We start from the raw sequence: 18,597 nt of genomic DNA on the forward strand, positions 1-18,597 counted from the left end.
GAAAATCGAAGTTCCGCTTGAATTCCAAGGGCTTGGATCGCTAGGCGCCGCTTTGTGGCGACGGTTTTTCCCTTGCGAGTTTGACAGCAAAAAGAGCGCGTCTGTGGCTGCAGAAGATACGTCCGTTTCAGGTGTGTCCGGTCGTTATGCAACGGCCTTGTTTGAACTGGCCCGCGACCAGAAAGTGGTCGACGAGGTCAAGGCCGACCTCGACAGGTTCGAGGCCTTGCTGAGCGAGAGCGCCGATCTGAAGCGCCTCGTCCGCAGCCCGGTGTTCGCGGCCGATGCCCAGTCCCGGGCCCTCTCGGCCGTGCTGGACAAGGCCGGTATCGCCGGCATCACCGCCAATTTCCTGAAAGTGCTGACTGCCAACCGCCGCCTGTTCGTGGTGGCCGACGTCATCCGCGCCTACCGCGCCCTCGTCGCCAGGTTCAAGGGCGAGGCGACCGCGGATGTCACGGTGGCGGAAGCGCTTTCTGACAAGAATCTCGACGCCCTCAAGGTTGCCCTGAAGTCGGTGACCGGCAAGGACGTCGCGCTGAACGTGAAAGTCGATCCCTCGATCATCGGTGGCCTCGTCGTCAAGCTGGGCAGCCGCATGGTGGATGGTTCGCTTCGCACCAAACTCAATTCGATCAAGCACGCGATGAAAGAGGCAGGCTGATGGACATCCGCGCCGCGGAAATTTCCGCGATCCTCAAGGACCAGATCAAGAATTTCGGCCAGGAAGCTGAAGTCTCCGAAGTCGGACAGGTGCTGTCCGTCGGCGATGGTATCGCCCGCGTCTACGGTCTGGACAACGTCCAGGCCGGTGAAATGGTCGAGTTCGAGAACGGCACCCGCGGCATGGCGCTGAACCTCGAAACCGACAACGTCGGTGTCGTTATTTTCGGCGCCGACCGCGAGATCAAGGAAGGCCAGACCGTCAAGCGCACCCGCGCCATCGTGGACGCGCCGGTCGGCAAGGGCCTGCTCGGCCGCGTGGTCGACGGTCTCGGCAACCCGATCGACGGCAAGGGCCCGATCCAGGCCGACAAGCGTATGCGCGTCGACGTCAAGGCGCCCGGCATCATTCCGCGCAAGTCGGTGAACGAGCCGATGGCGACCGGCCTCAAGGCGATCGACGCCCTGATCCCGATCGGCCGTGGCCAGCGCGAGCTGATCATCGGCGACCGTCAGACCGGCAAGACCGCGATCGCGCTCGACACCATCCTGAACCAGAAGCCGCTCAACGCGCAGCCCGACGAGAACATCAAGCTGTACTGCGTCTACGTCGCGGTCGGCCAGAAGCGTTCGACCGTCGCCCAGTTCGTGAAGGTGCTGGAAGAGCAGGGCGCGCTCGAATATTCGATCGTCGTCGCCGCCACCGCGTCGGATCCGGCGCCGATGCAGTACATCGCGCCGTTCACCGGCTGCACCATGGGCGAGTATTTCCGCGACAACGGCATGCACGCCGTCATCATCTATGACGATCTGTCCAAGCAGGCCGTCGCCTACCGCCAGATGTCGCTGCTGCTGCGCCGCCCGCCGGGCCGCGAAGCCTATCCCGGCGACGTGTTCTATCTGCACTCCCGCCTGCTCGAGCGCGCGGCGAAGCTGAACAAGGACCAGGGCTCGGGCTCGCTGACGGCGCTGCCGGTCATCGAAACCCAGGCCAATGACGTGTCGGCCTACATCCCGACCAACGTCATCTCGATCACCGACGGTCAGATCTTCCTGGAAACCGACCTGTTCTTCCAGGGCATCCGCCCCGCGGTGAACGTCGGTCTGTCGGTGTCGCGCGTCGGTTCGTCGGCGCAGACCAAGGCCACCAAGAAGGTCGCCGGCAAGATCAAGGGCGAGCTCGCGCAGTACCGCGAAATGGCGGCGTTCGCGCAGTTCGGCTCCGACCTCGACGCCTCGACCCAGCGCCTGCTCAACCGCGGTTCGCGCCTCACCGAGCTGCTGAAGCAGCCGCAGTTCTCGCCGCTGAAGATGGAAGAGCAGGTCTGCGTGATCTGGGCCGGCACCAACGGCTATCTCGATCCGCTGCCGGTCAACAAGGTGCGTGCGTTCGAGGACGGTCTGCTGTCGCTGCTGCGCGGCAAGAACGCCGACATCCTCAATTCGATCCGCGACACTCGCGACCTCACCGACGACACCGCCGCCAAGCTGAAGTCGGTGGTCGAAGGTTTCGCGAAGAGCTTTGCGTAAATACAGAGCCGTCATGGCCGGGCTTGTCCCGGCCATCCACGCCTGACCGCGTGGAGACGAGTACGTGGATGCCCGGGACAAGCCCGGGCATGACGATAAGACAGGGTCGCGGTCGAGCCGCAAGCTGATCGCTGGGGACGAAGAATGGCGTCACTTAAAGACATGCGCGTCCGCATCGCCTCCACCAAGGCGACGCAAAAGATCACCAAGGCCATGCAGATGGTCGCGGCCTCCAAGCTGCGCCGTGCGCAGACCGCGGCGGAAGCTGCGCGTCCCTATGCCGACAAGATGAGCGCGGTGATCTCCAACATCGCCAGCGCCGCGGCGGGCTCGCCCGGCGCGCCGGCGCTGCTGGCCGGCACCGGCAAGGACCAGGTTCACCTGCTGCTGGTCTGCACCGGCGAGCGCGGCCTGTCCGGCGCCTTCAACTCCTCGATCGTGCGTCTCGCCCGCGAGCGCGCCCAGGCGCTGATGGCGCAGGGCAAGGAAGTCAAATTCTTCTGCGTCGGCCGCAAGGGTTACGAGCAGCTCCGTCGCCTGTTCGACAAGCAGATCGTCGAGCATCTCGACCTGCGCAGCGTTCGCCAGCTCGGTTTCGTCAACGCCGAGGACATCGCCAAGAAGGTTCTGGCGCGCTTCGACAACGGCGAGTTCGATGTCTGCACGCTGTTCTATTCCCGCTTCCGCTCGGTGATCGCGCAGATCCCGACTGCCCAGCAGGTCATTCCGCTGGTCGTCGAGGCGGGCGCTGCCGCCAGCACCACGTCCTACGAATACGAGCCGGAAGAGGACGAGATCCTCACGCGTCTTCTGCCGCGCAACCTCGCGGTCCAGATCTTCCGCGCGCTGCTCGAGAACAACGCCTCGTTCTACGGCGCGCAGATGAGCGCGATGGACAACGCGACGCGCAACGCCGGCGAGATGATCCGCAAGCAGACGCTGGTCTACAACCGCACGCGTCAGGCGCAGATCACCAAGGAACTGATCGAAATCATCTCGGGTGCCGAGGCCGTCTGACCAAGGCGCTTCAATACCCGTCAAACGCAACATCCCGGTCAAGCTGACCGCGGTTCAGAAGTTCGGATCGAAGGAGACATTCAATGGCAGCCCAGTCCGGTCGCGTCACCCAGGTCATCGGCGCCGTCGTCGACGTGCAGTTCGAAGGCCACCTGCCGGCCATTCTCAACTCGCTCGAGACCAAGAACGGCGGTAACCGCCTGGTGCTCGAAGTCGCCCAGCATCTCGGTGAATCCACCGTCCGCACCATCGCGATGGACACCACCGAGGGCCTGGTCCGCGGCCAGGAAGTCACCGACACCGGTTCGCCGATCCGCGTTCCCGTCGGCGAAGGTACGCTCGGCCGCATCATCAACGTCATCGGCGAGCCGATCGACGAAGCAGGTCCCGTCAAGTCGGACGGCCTGCGGGCCATCCACCAGGAAGCGCCGTCCTACACCGACCAGTCCACCGAGGCTGAAATTCTCGTCACCGGCATCAAGGTCGTCGACCTTCTGGCTCCCTATGCGAAGGGCGGCAAGATCGGCCTGTTCGGCGGCGCCGGCGTCGGCAAGACCGTGCTGATCCAGGAGCTGATCAACAACGTCGCGAAGGCGCACGGCGGTTACTCCGTGTTCGCCGGCGTCGGCGAGCGGACCCGCGAGGGCAACGATCTCTATCACGAGTTCATCGAGTCCAAGGTCAACGCCGATCCGCACAAACCGGACGAGGGCGTGAAGTCGAAGTGCGCGCTGGTGTTCGGCCAGATGAACGAGCCGCCCGGCGCCCGCGCCCGCGTCGCGCTCACCGGCCTCACCATCGCGGAAGACTTCCGCGACAAGGGCCAGGACGTGCTGTTCTTCGTCGACAACATCTTCCGTTTCACCCAGGCCGGCTCGGAAGTGTCGGCGCTGCTCGGTCGTATTCCTTCGGCGGTGGGTTATCAGCCGACGCTGGCCACCGACATGGGCGCGCTGCAGGAGCGCATCACCACCACGCAGAAGGGTTCGATCACCTCGGTGCAGGCCATCTACGTTCCGGCCGACGACTTGACCGACCCGGCGCCCGCGACCTCGTTCGCGCATCTTGACGCGACCACCACGCTGTCGCGCTCGATCGCCGAAAAGGGCATCTACCCGGCGGTGGACCCGCTCGACTCGACCTCGCGCATGCTCTCCCCGCTGGTCGTCGGCGAGGAGCATTACGCGGTCGCCCGTCAGGTCCAGCAGGTGCTGCAGCGCTACAAGGCGCTCCAGGACATCATCGCCATTCTCGGCATGGACGAGCTTTCGGAAGAGGACAAGCTGACCGTGGCCCGCGCCCGCAAGGTCGAGCGCTTCATGTCGCAGCCGTTCTTCGTCGCCGAAATCTTCACGGGTTCGCCGGGCAAGTTCGTCGACCTCGCCGACACCATCAAGGGCTTCAAGGGCCTGGTGGAAGGCAAGTACGACCACCTGCCGGAAGCCGCCTTCTACATGGTCGGCACCATCGAAGAGGCGGTCGAGAAGGGCAAGAAGCTGGCGGCGGAAGCCGCCTAAGAGGCGAATAGGGAGTAGCGAGTAGAATCTATTCGCCATTCGCTACTCGCCACTCGCCCGTACGCTACTCACCATTCGCAGGTTTCCCATGGCCACCTTCCACTTCGATCTCGTCTCGCCGGAAAAGCTCGCATTCTCGGGTGAGGTCGATCAGGTCGACATCCCCGGCGTCGAGGGTGACTTCGGCGTGCTGGCCGGTCATGCGCCGGTCGTGGCTGCGATCCGGCCCGGCATCCTCACCGTCACCACCGGCGGCAAGCACGAGAAGATCATCGTGCTCGGCGGCCTCGCCGAAGTCTCCGAGAAGGGCCTGACCGTGCTCGCCGACGTCGCCACCTCGATGGCCGAGCTGGACAAGGCCCAGTTCGCCGAGACGGTCGCGGAGATGGAAGAGGGGCTGAAGGAGCACGAAGGCAGCGAGCTCGATCAGGCCATCGAGCGGCTCGACCACTTCAAGAGCATCCAGCAGCAGCTCAGCTCGACGGCTATGCATTAAGCCCCGGGGCATTGCTTCGGGGCTCAAGCCGGACATTGCTGCAGGAAATTCCTGAATAAGTTCAGCGCTCGTCACGGAAGTGGCGGGCGCTGAAACTTTGTTGCACCGCGCCGGAGATAGCGGCATTCTTCGCCCGCGGATTTTGTTCCGGGGGCCGGTCGCAGATGAAACGCAAGATCGCGGCGATTTTCGCAGCCGATATTGCCGGGTATTCGAGGCTGGTCGCGGAAGACGAAGAGGAGACGCTGCGGCGTCTCGTCTCCTATCGCGAAGTCATCGACGATTTCATCGCAAAGGCGAACGGCCGCATCTTCAACACAGCGGGCGATGCCGTGCTCGCGGAATTCCCGAGCGCGGTGGATGCGGTACGCTGCGCGATCGATATCCAGGAATCCCTGCGAACCCGCAACATGGCCTATCCGCCGAGCCGGCAGATGTCGTTCCGCATCGGCATCACCATCGGCGACGTGGTCGAGCGCAACGGCGATCTGCTCGGCGACGGCGTCAACATCGCAGCACGGCTCGAAGGCCTCGCCGAGGTCGGCGGCATCTGCGTCTCGCGTGCCGTGCACGAGCAGGTCGCCAACAAGCTGTCGGTGCAGTTCGCCGACATCGGCGCGCAGGAGGTGAAGAACATCCCGACGCCGGTGCACGCCTACATGGTGGCGATGCGGCGCGAGGACGGCACCTATTCGAAGCCGCAACTGAAGAAGGCCGCTTCCAAGGTGGCCGCGGCACCCGTGTGGATGTGGCCGCTGGTGGTTGCCGTCGTCTCAATCGTCGCCATCGGCGTCACCGGCTTCCTCTACAACACCAAGCTCAAGCAGACGGCGACCGCCGCGGCGACGCCGGCCGCGACACCAGGTGCCGCGCCGAGTCCGACGCCGACCCAGCTCGCAAAGGCGCCGATGATGCCGCCGAACGCCGGCGCGGCGATGGCGCCGATGCCGGCACCGTCGCCATCCGCCTCGCCGATGACGGGCAGGTTTGCTGCGGACAGCGTCCCCTTCGTCAACGAGCGCGTCCGCAGCTACCTCGCCGGCGACTATTCCGCCGCCGGCGACTACAAGGCCTTCGCGCTCAATATCGGCGGCTTCACCGGCTCGGCGTTGAACCAGCCGAACGAGGAGGCCGCGCGCAACGCCGCGCTCGACCAGTGCCAGAAGCGCGCCGATGCCGCGCAATCGCCGCGGCACTGCGAACTCTATGCGGTCGGCAACAATGTGGTCTACACCCGCGGCAAGCCGCCGATGCCGCCGCCTCCGTTCTTCCGGCATGATGCGATGACCGAACGGACCTTCGCGTCGAAGGACTTTCCGATGGTGCGCGATCCGCAGAAGGTCCGGCTCGAGAACATGTTCGTGCCGGCGGCGAAATCCCGGTCGGTCGCGCTCGGCCCGGGCGGGCAATATTTCATGGTGCTGGGCGCATCGTCTGCCGAGGACGCGGCGCGGCGTTCGCTGGAGTCGTGCGGCGCGATCGCCGGCGTCGCCTGCCTTGTCGTCGCGGTCGACGACAATTTCGTCGTGCCGATCCCGACGCTGCTCCGGATCACCGGCTTCTTCAATGCCGCTTCCAACGCGTCGATTGTGGCGGACGCGCGCGGCGAGGTCGTGCGCAAGCTCGCGGACGGCATGGGCTGGAATGCCGTCGCGGTCGGCACCGCAGGCCGCCCCGGTCTCGGCCTGAAGGCCGCGGATGAGCAGACCGCAATCAACTCCGCGCTGGCCGACTGCGCCAGGCGCGACAGCGATTGCCGCGTCATCGCGATCGGCCCGTTCACGGTGGGGCCGACGAATTAGAAGCGGGCTCTGAGCACCTCAGGATGACGGAGCGCATGTGCGATAGCCTTGCGTGCAAGGGCGAGGGACGGTGAGAGCCGCGGCCGCATCACGTCCAAATTCCCGCCGAATTGTCCAATGATTTCAACCCCGCTCTACTGTGCATGGGGTTGTTTTCGCAGTCTCAGTTTGCGAAGGGCGCGAACTGCTTCGCCACGGCCTGATAGACATCGCGGCGGAACGGCACCACGAGATCGGCGACGCGATCGAGGCGCTCCCAGCGCCAGGCGTCGAATTCGGCGGGCTGCCCGTTCTGCGGCGTCAGCGGGTCGATCTCGTCATCCTTGCCAGTGAAGCGCAGTGCGAACCATTTCTGGCGCTGGCCGCGAAACTTCGCCAGCCGGTGCGTCTGCGGTCCGTCATAGGGTGGGAATTCGTAGGTGAGCCAGTCGGTCTCGCCGAGGAATTCGGCGCTGACGACGTTGGTCTCCTCCCAGAGCTCGCGCATCGCCGCATCGCGCAGATCCTCGCCCTCGTCGACGCCGCCCTGCGGCATCTGCCAGTCGAGGCCCGGCAGGATGATCTCGGGGCCGTCGCCCTTGAAGCGGTGGCCGATCAGCACGCGGCCATCGGCATTGAACAGCGCAATCCCGACATTGGGACGATAGGGTTTTTCATGGGTCACGCGTAAATCTTTCATCGTCATTTCCCGGTGCATTAGCACCGAAGCCGGGACGACAATTCGATTTATTGATCCGCGAGCGCGGAAAATTCCTTCACCACGCGCTCGTAGACCGGGCGCTTGAAGGGGATGATCAACCCGGTCAGATTCTTCATCGGTTCCCAGCGCCAGCTGACGAATTCGGCCTTGTGGCCGCCGCCGGGGTTTTCGACATTGATCTCGCTGTCCTTGCCGGTGAAGCGGACCGCGAACCATTTCTGGCGCTGGCCGCGATAGCGGCCCTTCCAGGCGCGCCCTGCGACCGTGCGCGGAATGTCGTAGATCAGCCAGTCCTGGACCTCGCCGAGCCGCTCGACCGAGCGCACGCTGGTCTCCTCGTAGAGCTCGCGCTTGGCGGCCTCCCAGGTGTCCTCGCCGGGATCGACGCCGCCCTGCGGCATCTGCCAGACATGGGTGTCGTCGACATGCTCGATGCCGCCGGCGCGGCGGCCGATGAACACCAGTCCCTTCGTGTTGATCAGCATCACTCCGACGCAGGTCCGGTAGGGCAGATCCTCGTAACGCGCCATTCTGCCAGACCTCTTGCGTGCTCTCGGTAGGGCTTGCGCAGGCCCCGCCGGACCCGTGCCGTACCAATTCGTTGATTTAGCTGGATTTTGATTTCAGCATCGCGGTTGTCAATGGCACCAAGAGAATACCCCGGTCGCTCAATGTCTTGGTCCATGCGCCGATGCGCTCGATCGAGACGGGGAGGGCGGAGGCGGTGCCGATCGCCGCGCCGCGCTCGCGCGCCGCCGATTCGAGCTTGTTCAGGGCGCGGTCGATCTCGGTCGGGGTAGGCACCGCGTCGATGGCGATGTCGCCCTTGCCGAACGGCATCGCCGCGCTCGCGGCCGCCTGGGGCGCGATGCTGCGGGGCGAAGAGCCGTCGTCGAAGAAGCCGAGGCCGCGCTTGGCCGCCTCCCGGATGATCGGCTGCATCGCCGCGTCCGTTGCCACGAAACGGGCGCCCATGAAATTGGCGAGGCCGGCATAGCCCTGCATCCGGCTCAAATGCCAGTACAGGCGGTCCATGTTCTGGTCGGCGCTGAGCGAGGTCAGCAGCGTCTGCGGGCCCGGATCGTTGTCCGGGAAGTCGTAGGGCTCCATCGGGATCTGGAGGAAGATCTCATGGCGCTGGGCGCGGGCCCTTTCGGCGAGCTTTCCTGGATCGGAGCCATAAGGCGTGAAGGCCAGCGTCACCGCGGGCGGCAGCTTCATGATTGCGTCGGTGGTCTTGGCGGCGCCGACGCCGAGCCCGCCGATCACGATCGCGACCACCGGCATCTTGGCGGCCTTGGCGCGGTCGGCGTCCGCCGCGTAGACGTTGAACGGCTTCAAGCCCTCGGCAACCACCGGGATCATGCCGTAGCGCGACTTCTCCAGCAGCTTCGGGTCGATCCCGGCCATGACGGGCGGCGGCGCGGAGGCGGCCGCGTCGCCCTTGTCGGCGGCCTCGCCGCTGCCGATCACCACGTCGCGTCGCGTGCCGGTGGAGCCGTCGATCATGGTGACGGTCTTCTGCTCGCCGGCCTGCTTCGGCGCCTCCTTGGTCTCGTGCTGGCCCTCTTGCTTGCTGTCCTGGCCGTGACCGGAGGCGGCTGGTTTTTCGTCCGTGGCTTTCGGCTCGCGGATCGCGATTCGGGTCATCGGCTCGCCGCCGAGCGGATCCTTGTTGAAGATGGCAAAGCCGGCAAAGGTAACGAGGAACAGGCCGAGCAGCACGGCCAGCGCCTGCATGGCCGTGAACGGCAGCCGCAGCCGGCGTTTCCGGCGCGGCTTGTCCTGTCCGAGCGGGGCGCTCAGATCATCGGCCGTTTCAGTCATGCGCGATCCCGAATCACTGCTGTCGACGATACCACGCCGAGGTCAAGCGGCGGCAGGCCGGGATAGGCCGGGGATGCCGGGAGTTCCACGCAAAAAGGGCGGCTCCGGGAGCCGCCCTTTTCGAGAGATCGTGCGATATGCCGACCTGGTTCGCCGACTCAGTTTGCCGCTTTGGGCTTGTCGGTTGTGGCCTTGGTGTCGCCGCCCGGCGCGGGCGCCGCGGAGGCGCTGTTCTTGATGCCGTGGAGCAGGTCGCCGGCGAGCTTGAGCGCCTTGTCGTCCTTGGCGTCCGGCGGGACATAGGACTGCGAGCCGGTCTTCTCGTCGCCGTCGTTCTTCAGATGGCCGCGCAGCGAAGCCTCGCCCTTGGTGTCGGTGCGCGACTTCAACTCGTCCGGCACGTCCTGGAGCACTTCGATGTCGGGCACGATGCCCTTGGCCTGGATCGATTTGCCCGACGGCGTGTAGTAGCGCGCCGTCGTCAGCCGCAGCGCGCCGTTGCCGGAGCCGAGCGGGATGATGGTTTGCACCGAGCCCTTGCCGAACGAGCGCGTGCCGACGATGGTCGCGCGCTTGTGGTCCTGGAGCGCGCCGGCGACGATTTCGGACGCCGAGGCCGAGCCGCCATTGACCAGCACGATGACCGGCTTGCCCTTGGTGAGGTCGCCGGCATGCGCCGTGCGGCGCTGGGTCTCCTCGGCATTGCGGCCGCGGGTCGACACGATCTCGCCCTTCTCCAGGAAGGAGTCGGAGACCGTCACCGCTTCCTCGAGCAGGCCGCCCGGATTGTTGCGCAGGTCGATGATGTAGCCCTTCAGCTTGTCGCCGATCTGATTGGAGAGGTTGGCGACCTCGCGCTTCAGGCCTTCGGTGGTCTGCTCGTTGAAGGTGGTGATGCGGATATAGCCGATGTCATCGGCCTCGATGCGGGCGCGCACCGAGCGGACGCGGATGTTGTCGCGCACCAGGGTGACGTCGAGCGGATTGTCCTGGCCCTTGCGGATGATCTTGAGCTTGATCTTGGTGTTGACCGGGCCGCGCATCTTCTCGACCGCCTGGTTCAGGGTCAGGCCCTGCACCGCTTCGTCGTCGAGATTGGTGATGATGTCGTTGGCCATGATGCCGGCGCGCGAGGCCGGTGTGTCGTCGATCGGCGAGACAACCTTGATCAGGCCGTCTTCCATCGTGACCTCGATGCCGAGGCCGCCGAACTCACCGCGGGTCTGCACCTGCATGTCGCGGAAGCTCTTGGCGTCCATGTAGCTCGAATGCGGATCGAGGCCGGTGAGCATGCCGCTGATGGCGGATTCGATCAGCTTGGTGTCGTCGGGCTTCTCGACATAGTCGGAGCGCACGCGCTCGAAGACGTCGCCGAACAGATTGAGCTGGCGATAAGTGTCCGCGGTGGCGGCCCGTGCGCTGGAGCCCATGAAGACCGCGCGCGGCTGGGTCACGAACAGCGTCAGCGCCGCACCGGTGGCCGCGCTGAGGAGGATAACTGAAGTCTTGCGCATCATCCGCGAACCTTCTCGCCTTCATTTGCGGCCCACCATGGGCCTGGATCGATTGGAGTGCCGTCTTTGCGGAACTCGACATAGAGCACAGGTTGACTCGCGTTCGTGGCGAGAATGGAGGCGACTTGAGATGTCGACCCCATGGTCGCGACCGGCTCCCCCGTGAGCACAAACTGTCCGATGTTTACCGAAATGCGCTCCATCCCGGCGATCAGGACATGATACCCGCCCCCGGCGTTGAGGATCAAGAGTTGTCCATAGCTGCGGAACGGGCCGGCATAGACCACCCAGCCATCACACGGCGTCGTGACCTGGGAGCCGGGCCGGGTTGCCAGCGAAATACCCTTCTGGACCCCGCCGACCCCGTCGGAACCGCCAAAGTCCCTGATCTTGTTACCGTTAACCGGAAGCGGCAGGAGGCCCTTGGCCGACGCGAAGGCGATCGCCGGACTGGTCCGGGAGCGGTCCTTGAAAGCGGCCGGGCCGGACTTGGCGCTGGCGGCCGCTTTTGCCTCGGCCTGCTTTGCGGCCTCGGCGGCCTTCTCGGCCGCCTTGGCGGCGCTTTGCAGGTCCTGCTCCATCTTGGTGATCAGTCCCTGGAGATCGCCGACCTGCCTTGAAAGCATGATGGCGCGCGAGTTCTCGGCATCGAGATCCTTTTCGCGCGCGGCCTGCTGGCGCTGTCGCTCGTCGACCAGGGCGGCGAGCCGGCTCTGGTCGTTGCGAACCCTGTCGCGGTCGGCGGCGAGCTGGTCGCGTTCGGTGGCGATGTTCTTGCGCAGGGCCACGAGCTCGCCGAGCTCGCCTGCGATCTTTTCGGCGCGGCCGCGCAATTCCGGCACCACGGCGCCGAGCAGCATCGCCGTGCGCAGCGATTGCAGCGCATCTTCGGGACGCACCAAAAGCGCAGGCGGCGTGCGCCGGCCGGCGCGCTGCAATGCCGCCAGCACCTCGACGATGTCGGCGCGGCGCGAATCGAGCGAGGCGCGCATCGCCTGCTCGCGGCCGTTCAGCGTCTTCAGCCGCGCTTCGGCTTCGTCGATCTTGGTCTCGACGGCGCGCACATTGGCGGCGGTGTCGATCAGCTGCTGGTTGAGCTGGGTGCGGTCCTGGCCGAGCGCGGTGATCTCGGCCTTGAGCTTGGCCTGCGCTTCCTCGGCGCTCTTCTTGCTCGCGCGCGCAGCCTCGAGCTCCTGCTCGCGCTGCTTGATCGCATCGGGCGAGACGGCTGCGGTCTGCGGCGGCGCAACTGTCTGACCTTGCGTCTGAGCTTGCGCGAGGCTTGCGCCGGCAACGCTTGCGATCAGCAGCAGGTTGAGGACAGGCGCTCGCATCGCTTTAGGCAAAGGTGCTCGTTGTGGCGCGGATCACGCGCGGTGATAGGGATGGCCGGCCAGGATGGTGGCGGCCCGATAAAGCTGTTCCAGAAGCATGACGCGGACCATTTGGTGCGGCCAGGTCGCAGAGCCGAACGCGATCGCGAGCTTGGCCTTACGGCGTAATTCGGGCGAAAGTCCGTCCGCCCCTCCGATCACGAAGATAGTATGACCGGCGCCCTCGTCGCGCCAGCGGCCGAGATGCCGTGCGAATACGGTGGAATCGAGATTCTGGCCGCGTTCGTCCAGCGCCACCAGGATCGACTTTTCCGGGATATGCGCGCCGATCGCCGCGGCCTCTTCGGCCATCCGCGTCGCGGTGTCGCGCGCGCGGCTCTCCGGAATTTCGTGGATCGACAGTTCGCGGAATCCAAGCTTGCGGCCGGCCTCGTCGAACCGCTCGAAATAGCGGTCGGCAAGCTCCCGTTCGGGGCCCTGCTTCAGCCGGCCCACCGCAATGACAGCAACACGCATGATGTGTTCAGAGTCGTGTTTTCGAGACCGCGCGCATCTCGCGCGCGCACGACGCTAGCATGCGCGTCAGCCGATTCGAAATCGGCTTAGATCGGCCTAGATCGCCTTCGCTGCCCCTGGGCCCTGCGTGTACAATCTCTCGAGATTGTAGAATTCGCGGACTTCGGGTCTGAACACGTGCACGATCACATCGCCGGAATCGATCAGCACCCAGTCGCAATTGGGCAAGCCCTCGACATGGATGTTCTTGATGCCGTTTTCCTTGAGGCTTTTCGTGACGTTTTCCGCGATCGCGCCGACGTGCCGGTTGGCCCGGCCCGTGGTGACGATCATGTAGTCGGAGTACGCCGATTTGCCGCGAAGGTCGATGGTGACCGTCTCTTCCGCCTTCATGTCCTCGAGGCGGGAGAGGATCAGGCTCAGCGTCTTGTCGGCGTCGGGTTGCGCCTCCAAGGCCGCAGCTTTGGTCGATGTTTTACGCGTCGGCTTGGCAACCTTGGGTAAAACAGACTTCGTTGAAGCCGTCTTGGACAATACAGATGTGGCCAGGGACCATTCCTTTCACTGTATCGCGAGAGCCGAATCCGGCCCCCGCTGGTTACACTACATCATGTGGGGTTAAGGGTTTCAATATGCCAGAGAGCCCCAAATCCACACCCCCAAATCCACGCTCCCCCGCACAGTCCGTCTCACTTCGTACCTTTCCAGCTTCCGTCCGGGTTCCGCAGGCCCGTCGAGGACAGGTTCAGCTTCAATCCGGTGAGGAAGACCCAGGCCGGCGCCGGCCGGTCCGCAAGCAACGCTGCCTCATTCTCGGGCAGGCGGTAGCGCGATAACGCCTTGGCGGCCGGAGAGGCGAGGGCACGAAAACTCTGCGGCGGGCGATCGATGACCGCAATCGGCACCTGGCCGGCGATGCGCTGCCAGTCCTGCCAACGGTGGAATTGAGCGAGATTGTCGGCGCCCATGATCCAGACAAAGCGCAGACCGCGGAAGCGGCGGCGCAAGGTGTTGATCGTGTCGATAGTGTAGCGCGTGCGAATGACGGATTCGAGACAGCTCACCTCGATCCTGGGATCGTTGGCGACGTCGCGCGCGGCCTGCATGCGCTCGCCGAGCTCGTGCAGCGCGCCGTTCTCCTTCAGCGGATTGCCTGGCGTCACCAGCCACCACACGCGATCGAGTTGCAATCGCTTCAGCGCGAACTGACTGATCGCGCGATGCGCCTGGTGCGGCGGATTGAACGAGCCGCCGAGCAGGCCGACGCGCATGCCCGGTGTCGAGGGCGGGATCGCTTGCGCCAGGAAACGCGGCACGACGAAATGGTTGCTCAATTGCCCGCGCCTCGCGACGTTGCTTACGGCCGCGTTTGCCCGGTGCCGTGAACGCGATACTTGAAGCTCGTCAGTTGCTCGGCGCCGACAGGGCCGCGGGCGTGAAAGCGGCCGGTGGCGATGCCGATCTCGGCACCGAAGCCGAACTCGCCGCCATCGGCAAACTGCGTCGAGGCGTTGTGCAGCACGATGGCGGAATCGACCTCGCTCAGAAACTTCTTCGCGGCAGCCTCGCTCTCGCTCACGATCGCATCGGTGTGGTGCGAGCCGTGGTTCTGGATATGCGCGATCGCGCCGTCGACGCCGTCCACCACCTTCGCCGCGATGATCGCGTCGAGATATTCGGTGTCCCAATCCTCGTCGTTTGCAGGCTTGACGCGCGTGTCCGTCTTCTGCACGGCGTCGTCGCCGCGCACTTCGCAGCCGGCCTCGATCAGCATCTCGACCAGCGGCTTCAGGTTTTTCGCAGCCGCGGCGCGATCGACCAGCAGCGTCTCGGCTGCACCACAGACGCCGGTGCGGCGCATCTTGGCGTTGAGCACGATCGACTTCGCCATGGCGAGGTCGGCGCTGGCATCGACATAGACGTGGTTGACGCCTTCGAGATGCGCGAACACGGGGACGCGCGCCTCCTGTTCGACGCGCGCGACGAGGCTCTTGCCGCCGCGGGGCACGATGACGTCGATCGCGCCGTTCAAGCCTGACAGCATCATGCCGACCGCCGCGCGGTCGCGCGTCGGCACCAGCGTGATCGCGGCTTCGGGCAGGCCGGCTTCGCGAAGGCCCTGCACCAGGCATTCATGGATGGCGCGGCAGGACCGGAAACTGTCCGAGCCGCCGCGCAGGATCACGGCATTGCCCGCCTTCAGGCACAGCACACCGGCGTCCGCCGCAACGTTTGGCCGGCTCTCAAAAATCACGCCGACGACGCCGAGCGGCACGCGCACGCGTTCGATGGTCATGCCGTTCGGCCGCTGCCAGCTTTCGGTGACGACACCGACCGGATCGGCGATGCCGCGCACGATGCCGATACCCTCGGCCATGGATTCGACGCGCGCCGGCGTCAGCGTCAGGCGGTCGATGAAGGATGCGGTCATGTTGCTCGACGCGCGGGCTTCGGCGACGTCTTCGGCATTGGCGGCAAGAATTACGGCAACGTTGGCGCGGATCGCCCGCTCCATGGCCTCGAGCGCCCGGTTCTTCTGCTCCGGCGGCGCCAGCGCCAGCACGCGCGCGGCAGCGCGGGCACGACTGGCGAGATCGGACATCAGCGCCTGAAGATCGGCATTGCCGTCGACGGCTTTGAGGGGGGCGGCCATGGGGAGTTCAACCTTCTGCTAAGGCAGTGTCCTAGCACGAAAATCCCGCTTTTGCGAAGGGCGGGGAGGGTATGGCAGGGGCCCGGTTCGCGCTGCTGGGTCGGCCAATGGCCTGGCTGTGCCGGAGGCCGGACAGATCCTTGCGAGGCTCTCAAATATCAATAAATATCATTATTTGATAAGGGAGTCGTCCCATGGCGAGCAGCTACAGCATTGGCAAGCATTTCGAGGACCTGATCGACAATCTGGTCGAGAGCGGCCGCTATGCCACCGCAAGCGAGGTCATGCGCGAGGGCCTTCGCCTCGTCGAGGAGCGCGAAGAGCGGCGCAAGGTCAAGCTGGAGGCGCTGCGGGAGGAAATCCAGAAGGGGTTTGACAGCGGGCCGATGGAAGAGGTCGACGACATGTTCGAGCGGATCAAGTCAGAAGGTCGGAAACGCCTGGCGGCCAAGAATGGCAAAAAGACCGCTTAGCTGCTCGATCGCATCGACGCAACATTCGACATGCTTGCTGAGACACCGTTTGCAGGTCGTGAACGAAGCGAATTGCGTACAGGGTTGCGCTGCTTTCCGGTCGGCAACTACCTGATCTTCTACGTCCCAACACCAGACGGCGTCGACGTCATCCGCGTCATGCACGGCCATCAGGATATCGGCGCCGACGACATGCAATAGCCGGCGCTACCCGCCCACCACCAGATCGTCGCGGTGGATCATCTCGGCGCGGCCGCTGATGCCGAGGATGGTCATCACATCAGGGGAGGAGCGGCCCTTGATGCGCTCGGCGTCGTCGGCGTCATAAGCGATCAGGCCGCGGCCGATTTCGCTGGTGTCGGGGCCGCGCACGATCACGGCGTCGCCGCGGGCGAACTGGCCCTCGACCTTGATCACGCCGGCCGGCAGCAGGCTGGCGCCGGCCCGCAGTGCCGTCACCGCGCCGGCGTCGATGGTCAGCGTGCCCTTCGGCTCCAGCGTGCCCGCGATCCAGCGTTTTCGCGAGGTGATGGGATTGGCCGGCGTCAGGAACCAGGTGCAGCGGCCGCCATTGGCGATGGCCTGGAGGGGATGCTCGATCTTGCCCGACGCAATCAGCATGTGCGTGCCGCCTGTCGTTGCGATCTTGGCCGCCTCGACCTTGGTGCGCATGCCGCCGCGCGACAGTTCGGACTCGGCATCGCCGGCCACGGCCTCGATCTCCGAGGAGATGCTGTCGACGACGGGGATGAGCTTTGCGTTCGGGTTGTTCTTCGGCGGGGCGTCGTAGAGCCCGTCGATGTCGGACAGCAGCACCAGCAAATCGGCGCTCGCCATGGTGGCGACGCGCGCGGCGAGGCGGTCATTGTCGCCGTAGCGGATTTCGGTGGTAGCGACCGTGTCGTTCTCGTTGATCACGGGGATCGCGCGCCACTCCAGCAGCTTGCCGATGGTGGAGCGCGCATTGAGATAGCGGCGGCGCTCCTCGGTGTCCTGGAGCGTGACCAGGATCTGGCCGGCGTCGATGCCGTGGGCCCCTAGCACCTCCGACCAGATCCGCGCCAGCGCGATCTGCCCGACGGCGGCAGCGGCCTGGCTCTCTTCCAGCTTCAGCGGACCGCGCGGCAGCTTGAGCCGGCTGCGGCCGAGCGCGATCGAGCCCGAGGACACGACGAGCACGTCGCGGCCCTCGCGGTGCAGCTTGGCCATGTCGTCGGCGAGCGCGGCGAGCCAGGACGCCCGCACCTCGCCCTTGTCGGAATCGACCAGCAGCGCGGAGCCGACCTTGACGACGATGCGGCGGAATTGACTGAGTTCGGGGCTGGCCATGGTGCTAATGGGACGGAATTGCTCGGGAAACGGCGGAGCGACTGGCGGCGCCGATGAGGCTGCTTTTGCAGCAGGACGATGGCCGGCGCAAGGCGGCTGGCCGGGCAATCGGCTAAGGTCGGCCTTGTCTTGCCGGCCAGCCCCGTTCTAATGCCGCCAACCAATAATTGACTGGACGAGGAAACGAATGGATCGCCGCAAATTCATGGCCGGGTGTCTCAGTCTGCCACTGCTGGCACAGGCAGGCGAGGCACAAGCGCAGGCCGGGCTGACAAGAATGATCTTCCCGTTCGCAGCGGGCGCCGGCGGCGACACGCTGTGCCGGCTGATTGCGCAGGAGATGGCCCCGGCGCTGCAACGGACCATCGTGGTCGAGAACCGCACCGGCGGCGACGGCCTGATCGGCATCAAGGCGGTGAAGGGCGCGAGCCCCGACGGCAGCATGGTGCTGGTGACGACGGGCCCCACCATGTATCTGCTGCCGATGGTGGAGACGACGCCAAGCTTCGATACGGCGAAGGATTTCATGCCGGTGTCGCTGCTGGCGCGGTTCGAATTCGCCGTCGTGGTCGGCCCGGCGATCGATGCCACGGATTTCAAGTCATTCGTGGCGTGGCTGAAGGCACATCCGGACAAGACGTCGTTCGGGGTGCCGAGCAACGGCACCATTCCGCATTTCATGGGCTCCAAGCTGGAGAAGGATCTCGGCATTCCCCTGACCCGCGTGCCCTATCGCGGCAGCGCGCCGATCCTCAATGATCTCATTGGCGGCCATCTGTCGTTCGGCATCGTGACGTTGGCGGATGCGCTGCCGCAGCACCGCGCCAAGGGCGTGAAGATCATCGCGGCCTCGAGCGCGGAACGTTCGCCCTTCGCACCCGAGGTCCCGACGTTGAAGGAGAGCGGCATCGATCTCGTTGCGGACGCCTGGTACGGCATGTGGCTTCCCGCCGGCAGCCCGCCGGAATTCGCCAGCAAGCTCGGCGCAGCCGCGAGCGCGGCGCTCGCCAGGCCCGAGGTGAAGGAGAAGCTCACCGCAATCGGCCTGATCCCGGTTGGCAGTAGCGCGGATGGGTTGACGAAAGAGCTCGCGGCGAACACGGCGTTCTGGCAGCCGATCGTGAAGGCGACGGGATACAAGATCGAGAATTAGGTTTTGCTCGCGCCATATACTCCGTCGTCATGGCCGGGCTTGTCCCGGCCATCCACGTGCATCCGCATTTGAC

At 65.3% G+C, this 18,597-nt stretch carries 19 protein-coding genes; 9 read left to right on the top strand and 10 right to left on the bottom strand.

The genetic code is table 11. From position 1 onward, the window contains the following. Positions 1 to 103: 103 nt before the first annotated feature. The 6 genes from AC1RUR_RS33505 (at position 104) to AC1RUR_RS33530 (ending at position 7,025) form a co-directional block, all read left to right on the top strand. A complete protein-coding gene (locus AC1RUR_RS33505; protein ID WP_492852049.1) occupies positions 104 to 664 on the top strand; it encodes a F0F1 ATP synthase subunit delta in 561 nt (186 codons plus the stop codon). Next, on the top strand, positions 664 to 2,193 hold the full coding sequence (gene atpA / locus AC1RUR_RS33510; RefSeq protein WP_194405448.1) for a F0F1 ATP synthase subunit alpha: 1,530 nt from the start codon (positions 664 to 666) through the stop codon (positions 2,191 to 2,193). The genes AC1RUR_RS33505 and atpA overlap by 1 nt, the downstream gene beginning before the upstream one ends. Before the next feature lie 144 nt (positions 2,194 to 2,337). Then, positions 2,338 to 3,210 carry a F0F1 ATP synthase subunit gamma gene (locus AC1RUR_RS33515; protein ID WP_492852051.1) on the top strand — a complete coding sequence of 291 codons (873 nt, stop codon included), beginning with the start codon at positions 2,338 to 2,340 and terminating at the stop codon, positions 3,208 to 3,210. 83 nt (positions 3,211 to 3,293) lie between these two features. Further along, positions 3,294 to 4,727 carry a F0F1 ATP synthase subunit beta gene (gene atpD, locus AC1RUR_RS33520; RefSeq protein WP_492852053.1) on the top strand — a complete coding sequence of 478 codons (1,434 nt, stop codon included), beginning with the start codon at positions 3,294 to 3,296 and terminating at the stop codon, positions 4,725 to 4,727. Positions 4,728 to 4,815: 88 nt separating this feature from the next. Next, on the top strand, positions 4,816 to 5,223 hold the full coding sequence (locus AC1RUR_RS33525) for a F0F1 ATP synthase subunit epsilon (RefSeq protein WP_492852055.1): 408 nt from the start codon (positions 4,816 to 4,818) through the stop codon (positions 5,221 to 5,223). A 164-nt stretch (positions 5,224 to 5,387) separates the two neighbouring features. After that, a complete protein-coding gene (locus AC1RUR_RS33530; RefSeq protein ID WP_492852057.1) occupies positions 5,388 to 7,025 on the top strand; it encodes an adenylate/guanylate cyclase domain-containing protein in 1,638 nt (545 codons plus the stop codon). 163 nt (positions 7,026 to 7,188) lie between these two features. Here AC1RUR_RS33530 and AC1RUR_RS33535 read toward each other — a convergent pair whose 3' ends face one another. From AC1RUR_RS33535 to AC1RUR_RS33575, 9 genes are all read right to left on the bottom strand, one after another. Next, on the bottom strand, positions 7,189 to 7,689 hold the full coding sequence (locus AC1RUR_RS33535; protein ID WP_492852149.1) for an RNA pyrophosphohydrolase: 501 nt from the start codon (positions 7,687 to 7,689) through the stop codon (positions 7,189 to 7,191). Between the two features lie 62 nt (positions 7,690 to 7,751). Beyond that, positions 7,752 to 8,255 (bottom strand): RNA pyrophosphohydrolase, encoded by a 504-nt coding sequence (locus AC1RUR_RS33540; protein WP_492852059.1) that lies wholly within the window; start codon positions 8,253 to 8,255, stop codon positions 7,752 to 7,754. 76 nt (positions 8,256 to 8,331) lie between these two features. Continuing rightward, positions 8,332 to 9,552, bottom strand: coding sequence for a divergent polysaccharide deacetylase family protein (locus AC1RUR_RS33545; protein ID WP_492852061.1), 1,221 nt, complete (start codon positions 9,550 to 9,552; stop codon positions 8,332 to 8,334). Positions 9,553 to 9,710: 158 nt separating this feature from the next. Further along, positions 9,711 to 11,069: a S41 family peptidase gene (locus AC1RUR_RS33550; RefSeq protein WP_492852063.1), complete on the bottom strand. Its 1,359-nt coding sequence runs from the start codon at positions 11,067 to 11,069 to the stop codon at positions 9,711 to 9,713. Continuing rightward, complete coding sequence (locus tag AC1RUR_RS33555; protein WP_492852065.1) at positions 11,066 to 12,400, bottom strand: murein hydrolase activator EnvC family protein; 1,335 nt, start codon at positions 12,398 to 12,400, stop codon at positions 11,066 to 11,068. Before AC1RUR_RS33555 ends, AC1RUR_RS33550 begins: the two co-directional genes overlap by 4 nt. A 33-nt stretch (positions 12,401 to 12,433) precedes the next feature. After that, positions 12,434 to 12,916, bottom strand: a complete 483-nt coding sequence (gene rlmH / locus AC1RUR_RS33560; protein ID WP_166346724.1) for a 23S rRNA (pseudouridine(1915)-N(3))-methyltransferase RlmH — start codon at positions 12,914 to 12,916, stop codon at positions 12,434 to 12,436. Between the two features lie 96 nt (positions 12,917 to 13,012). Next, positions 13,013 to 13,369 (bottom strand): ribosome silencing factor, encoded by a 357-nt coding sequence (gene rsfS / locus AC1RUR_RS33565; RefSeq protein WP_028133251.1) that lies wholly within the window; start codon positions 13,367 to 13,369, stop codon positions 13,013 to 13,015. Positions 13,370 to 13,605: 236 nt separating this feature from the next. Beyond that, complete coding sequence (locus AC1RUR_RS33570) at positions 13,606 to 14,250, bottom strand: nicotinate-nucleotide adenylyltransferase (protein ID WP_492852068.1); 645 nt, start codon at positions 14,248 to 14,250, stop codon at positions 13,606 to 13,608. Positions 14,251 to 14,273: 23 nt separating this feature from the next. Continuing rightward, the gene (locus AC1RUR_RS33575; protein WP_492852070.1) at positions 14,274 to 15,569 is read right to left on the bottom strand and encodes a glutamate-5-semialdehyde dehydrogenase; all 1,296 of its coding nucleotides are present in this window, start codon (positions 15,567 to 15,569) and stop codon (positions 14,274 to 14,276) included. A gap of 194 nt (positions 15,570 to 15,763) precedes the next feature. On the opposite strand from AC1RUR_RS33575, the gene AC1RUR_RS33580 reads away from it, so the two are divergent. Next, entirely contained in the window at positions 15,764 to 16,042 is a 279-nt protein-coding gene (locus tag AC1RUR_RS33580) for a type II toxin-antitoxin system ParD family antitoxin (protein WP_492852072.1), read from the top strand. Between the two features lie 12 nt (positions 16,043 to 16,054). Continuing rightward, entirely contained in the window at positions 16,055 to 16,243 is a 189-nt protein-coding gene (locus AC1RUR_RS33585; RefSeq protein WP_492852151.1) for a type II toxin-antitoxin system RelE/ParE family toxin, read from the top strand. Positions 16,244 to 16,249: 6 nt separating this feature from the next. Here AC1RUR_RS33585 and proB read toward each other — a convergent pair whose 3' ends face one another. Further along, the gene (proB, locus tag AC1RUR_RS33590) at positions 16,250 to 17,371 is read right to left on the bottom strand and encodes a glutamate 5-kinase (RefSeq protein ID WP_492852074.1); all 1,122 of its coding nucleotides are present in this window, start codon (positions 17,369 to 17,371) and stop codon (positions 16,250 to 16,252) included. A gap of 187 nt (positions 17,372 to 17,558) precedes the next feature. On the opposite strand from proB, the gene AC1RUR_RS33595 reads away from it, so the two are divergent. Further along, complete coding sequence (locus tag AC1RUR_RS33595) at positions 17,559 to 18,524, top strand: Bug family tripartite tricarboxylate transporter substrate binding protein (RefSeq protein ID WP_492852076.1); 966 nt, start codon at positions 17,559 to 17,561, stop codon at positions 18,522 to 18,524. Positions 18,525 to 18,597 lie beyond the last annotated feature (73 nt).

It is taken from the genome of Bradyrhizobium sp. GW821-FHT12B03 (assembly GCF_058807535.1).

Excerpts from the sequence above, each read along its gene's own strand:
- atpA (WP_194405448.1), top strand. The coding sequence starts at position 664 with ATGGACATCCGCGCCGCGGAAATTTCCGCGATCCTCAAGGACCAGATC.
- AC1RUR_RS33515 (WP_492852051.1), top strand. The coding sequence starts at position 2,338 with ATGGCGTCACTTAAAGACATGCGCGTCCGCATCGCCTCCACCAAGGCG.
- atpD (WP_492852053.1), top strand. The coding sequence starts at position 3,294 with ATGGCAGCCCAGTCCGGTCGCGTCACCCAGGTCATCGGCGCCGTCGTC.
- AC1RUR_RS33525 (WP_492852055.1), top strand. The coding sequence starts at position 4,816 with ATGGCCACCTTCCACTTCGATCTCGTCTCGCCGGAAAAGCTCGCATTC.
- AC1RUR_RS33530 (WP_492852057.1), top strand. The coding sequence starts at position 5,388 with ATGAAACGCAAGATCGCGGCGATTTTCGCAGCCGATATTGCCGGGTAT.
- AC1RUR_RS33540 (WP_492852059.1), bottom strand. The coding sequence starts at position 8,255 with ATGGCGCGTTACGAGGATCTGCCCTACCGGACCTGCGTCGGAGTGATG.
- AC1RUR_RS33545 (WP_492852061.1), bottom strand. The coding sequence starts at position 9,552 with ATGACTGAAACGGCCGATGATCTGAGCGCCCCGCTCGGACAGGACAAG.
- AC1RUR_RS33550 (WP_492852063.1), bottom strand. The coding sequence starts at position 11,069 with ATGATGCGCAAGACTTCAGTTATCCTCCTCAGCGCGGCCACCGGTGCG.
- AC1RUR_RS33555 (WP_492852065.1), bottom strand. The coding sequence starts at position 12,400 with ATGCGAGCGCCTGTCCTCAACCTGCTGCTGATCGCAAGCGTTGCCGGC.
- rlmH (WP_166346724.1), bottom strand. The coding sequence starts at position 12,916 with ATGCGTGTTGCTGTCATTGCGGTGGGCCGGCTGAAGCAGGGCCCCGAA.
- AC1RUR_RS33575 (WP_492852070.1), bottom strand. The coding sequence starts at position 15,569 with ATGGCCGCCCCCCTCAAAGCCGTCGACGGCAATGCCGATCTTCAGGCG.
- AC1RUR_RS33580 (WP_492852072.1), top strand. The coding sequence starts at position 15,764 with ATGGCGAGCAGCTACAGCATTGGCAAGCATTTCGAGGACCTGATCGAC.
- proB (WP_492852074.1), bottom strand. The coding sequence starts at position 17,371 with ATGGCCAGCCCCGAACTCAGTCAATTCCGCCGCATCGTCGTCAAGGTC.
- AC1RUR_RS33595 (WP_492852076.1), top strand. The coding sequence starts at position 17,559 with ATGGATCGCCGCAAATTCATGGCCGGGTGTCTCAGTCTGCCACTGCTG.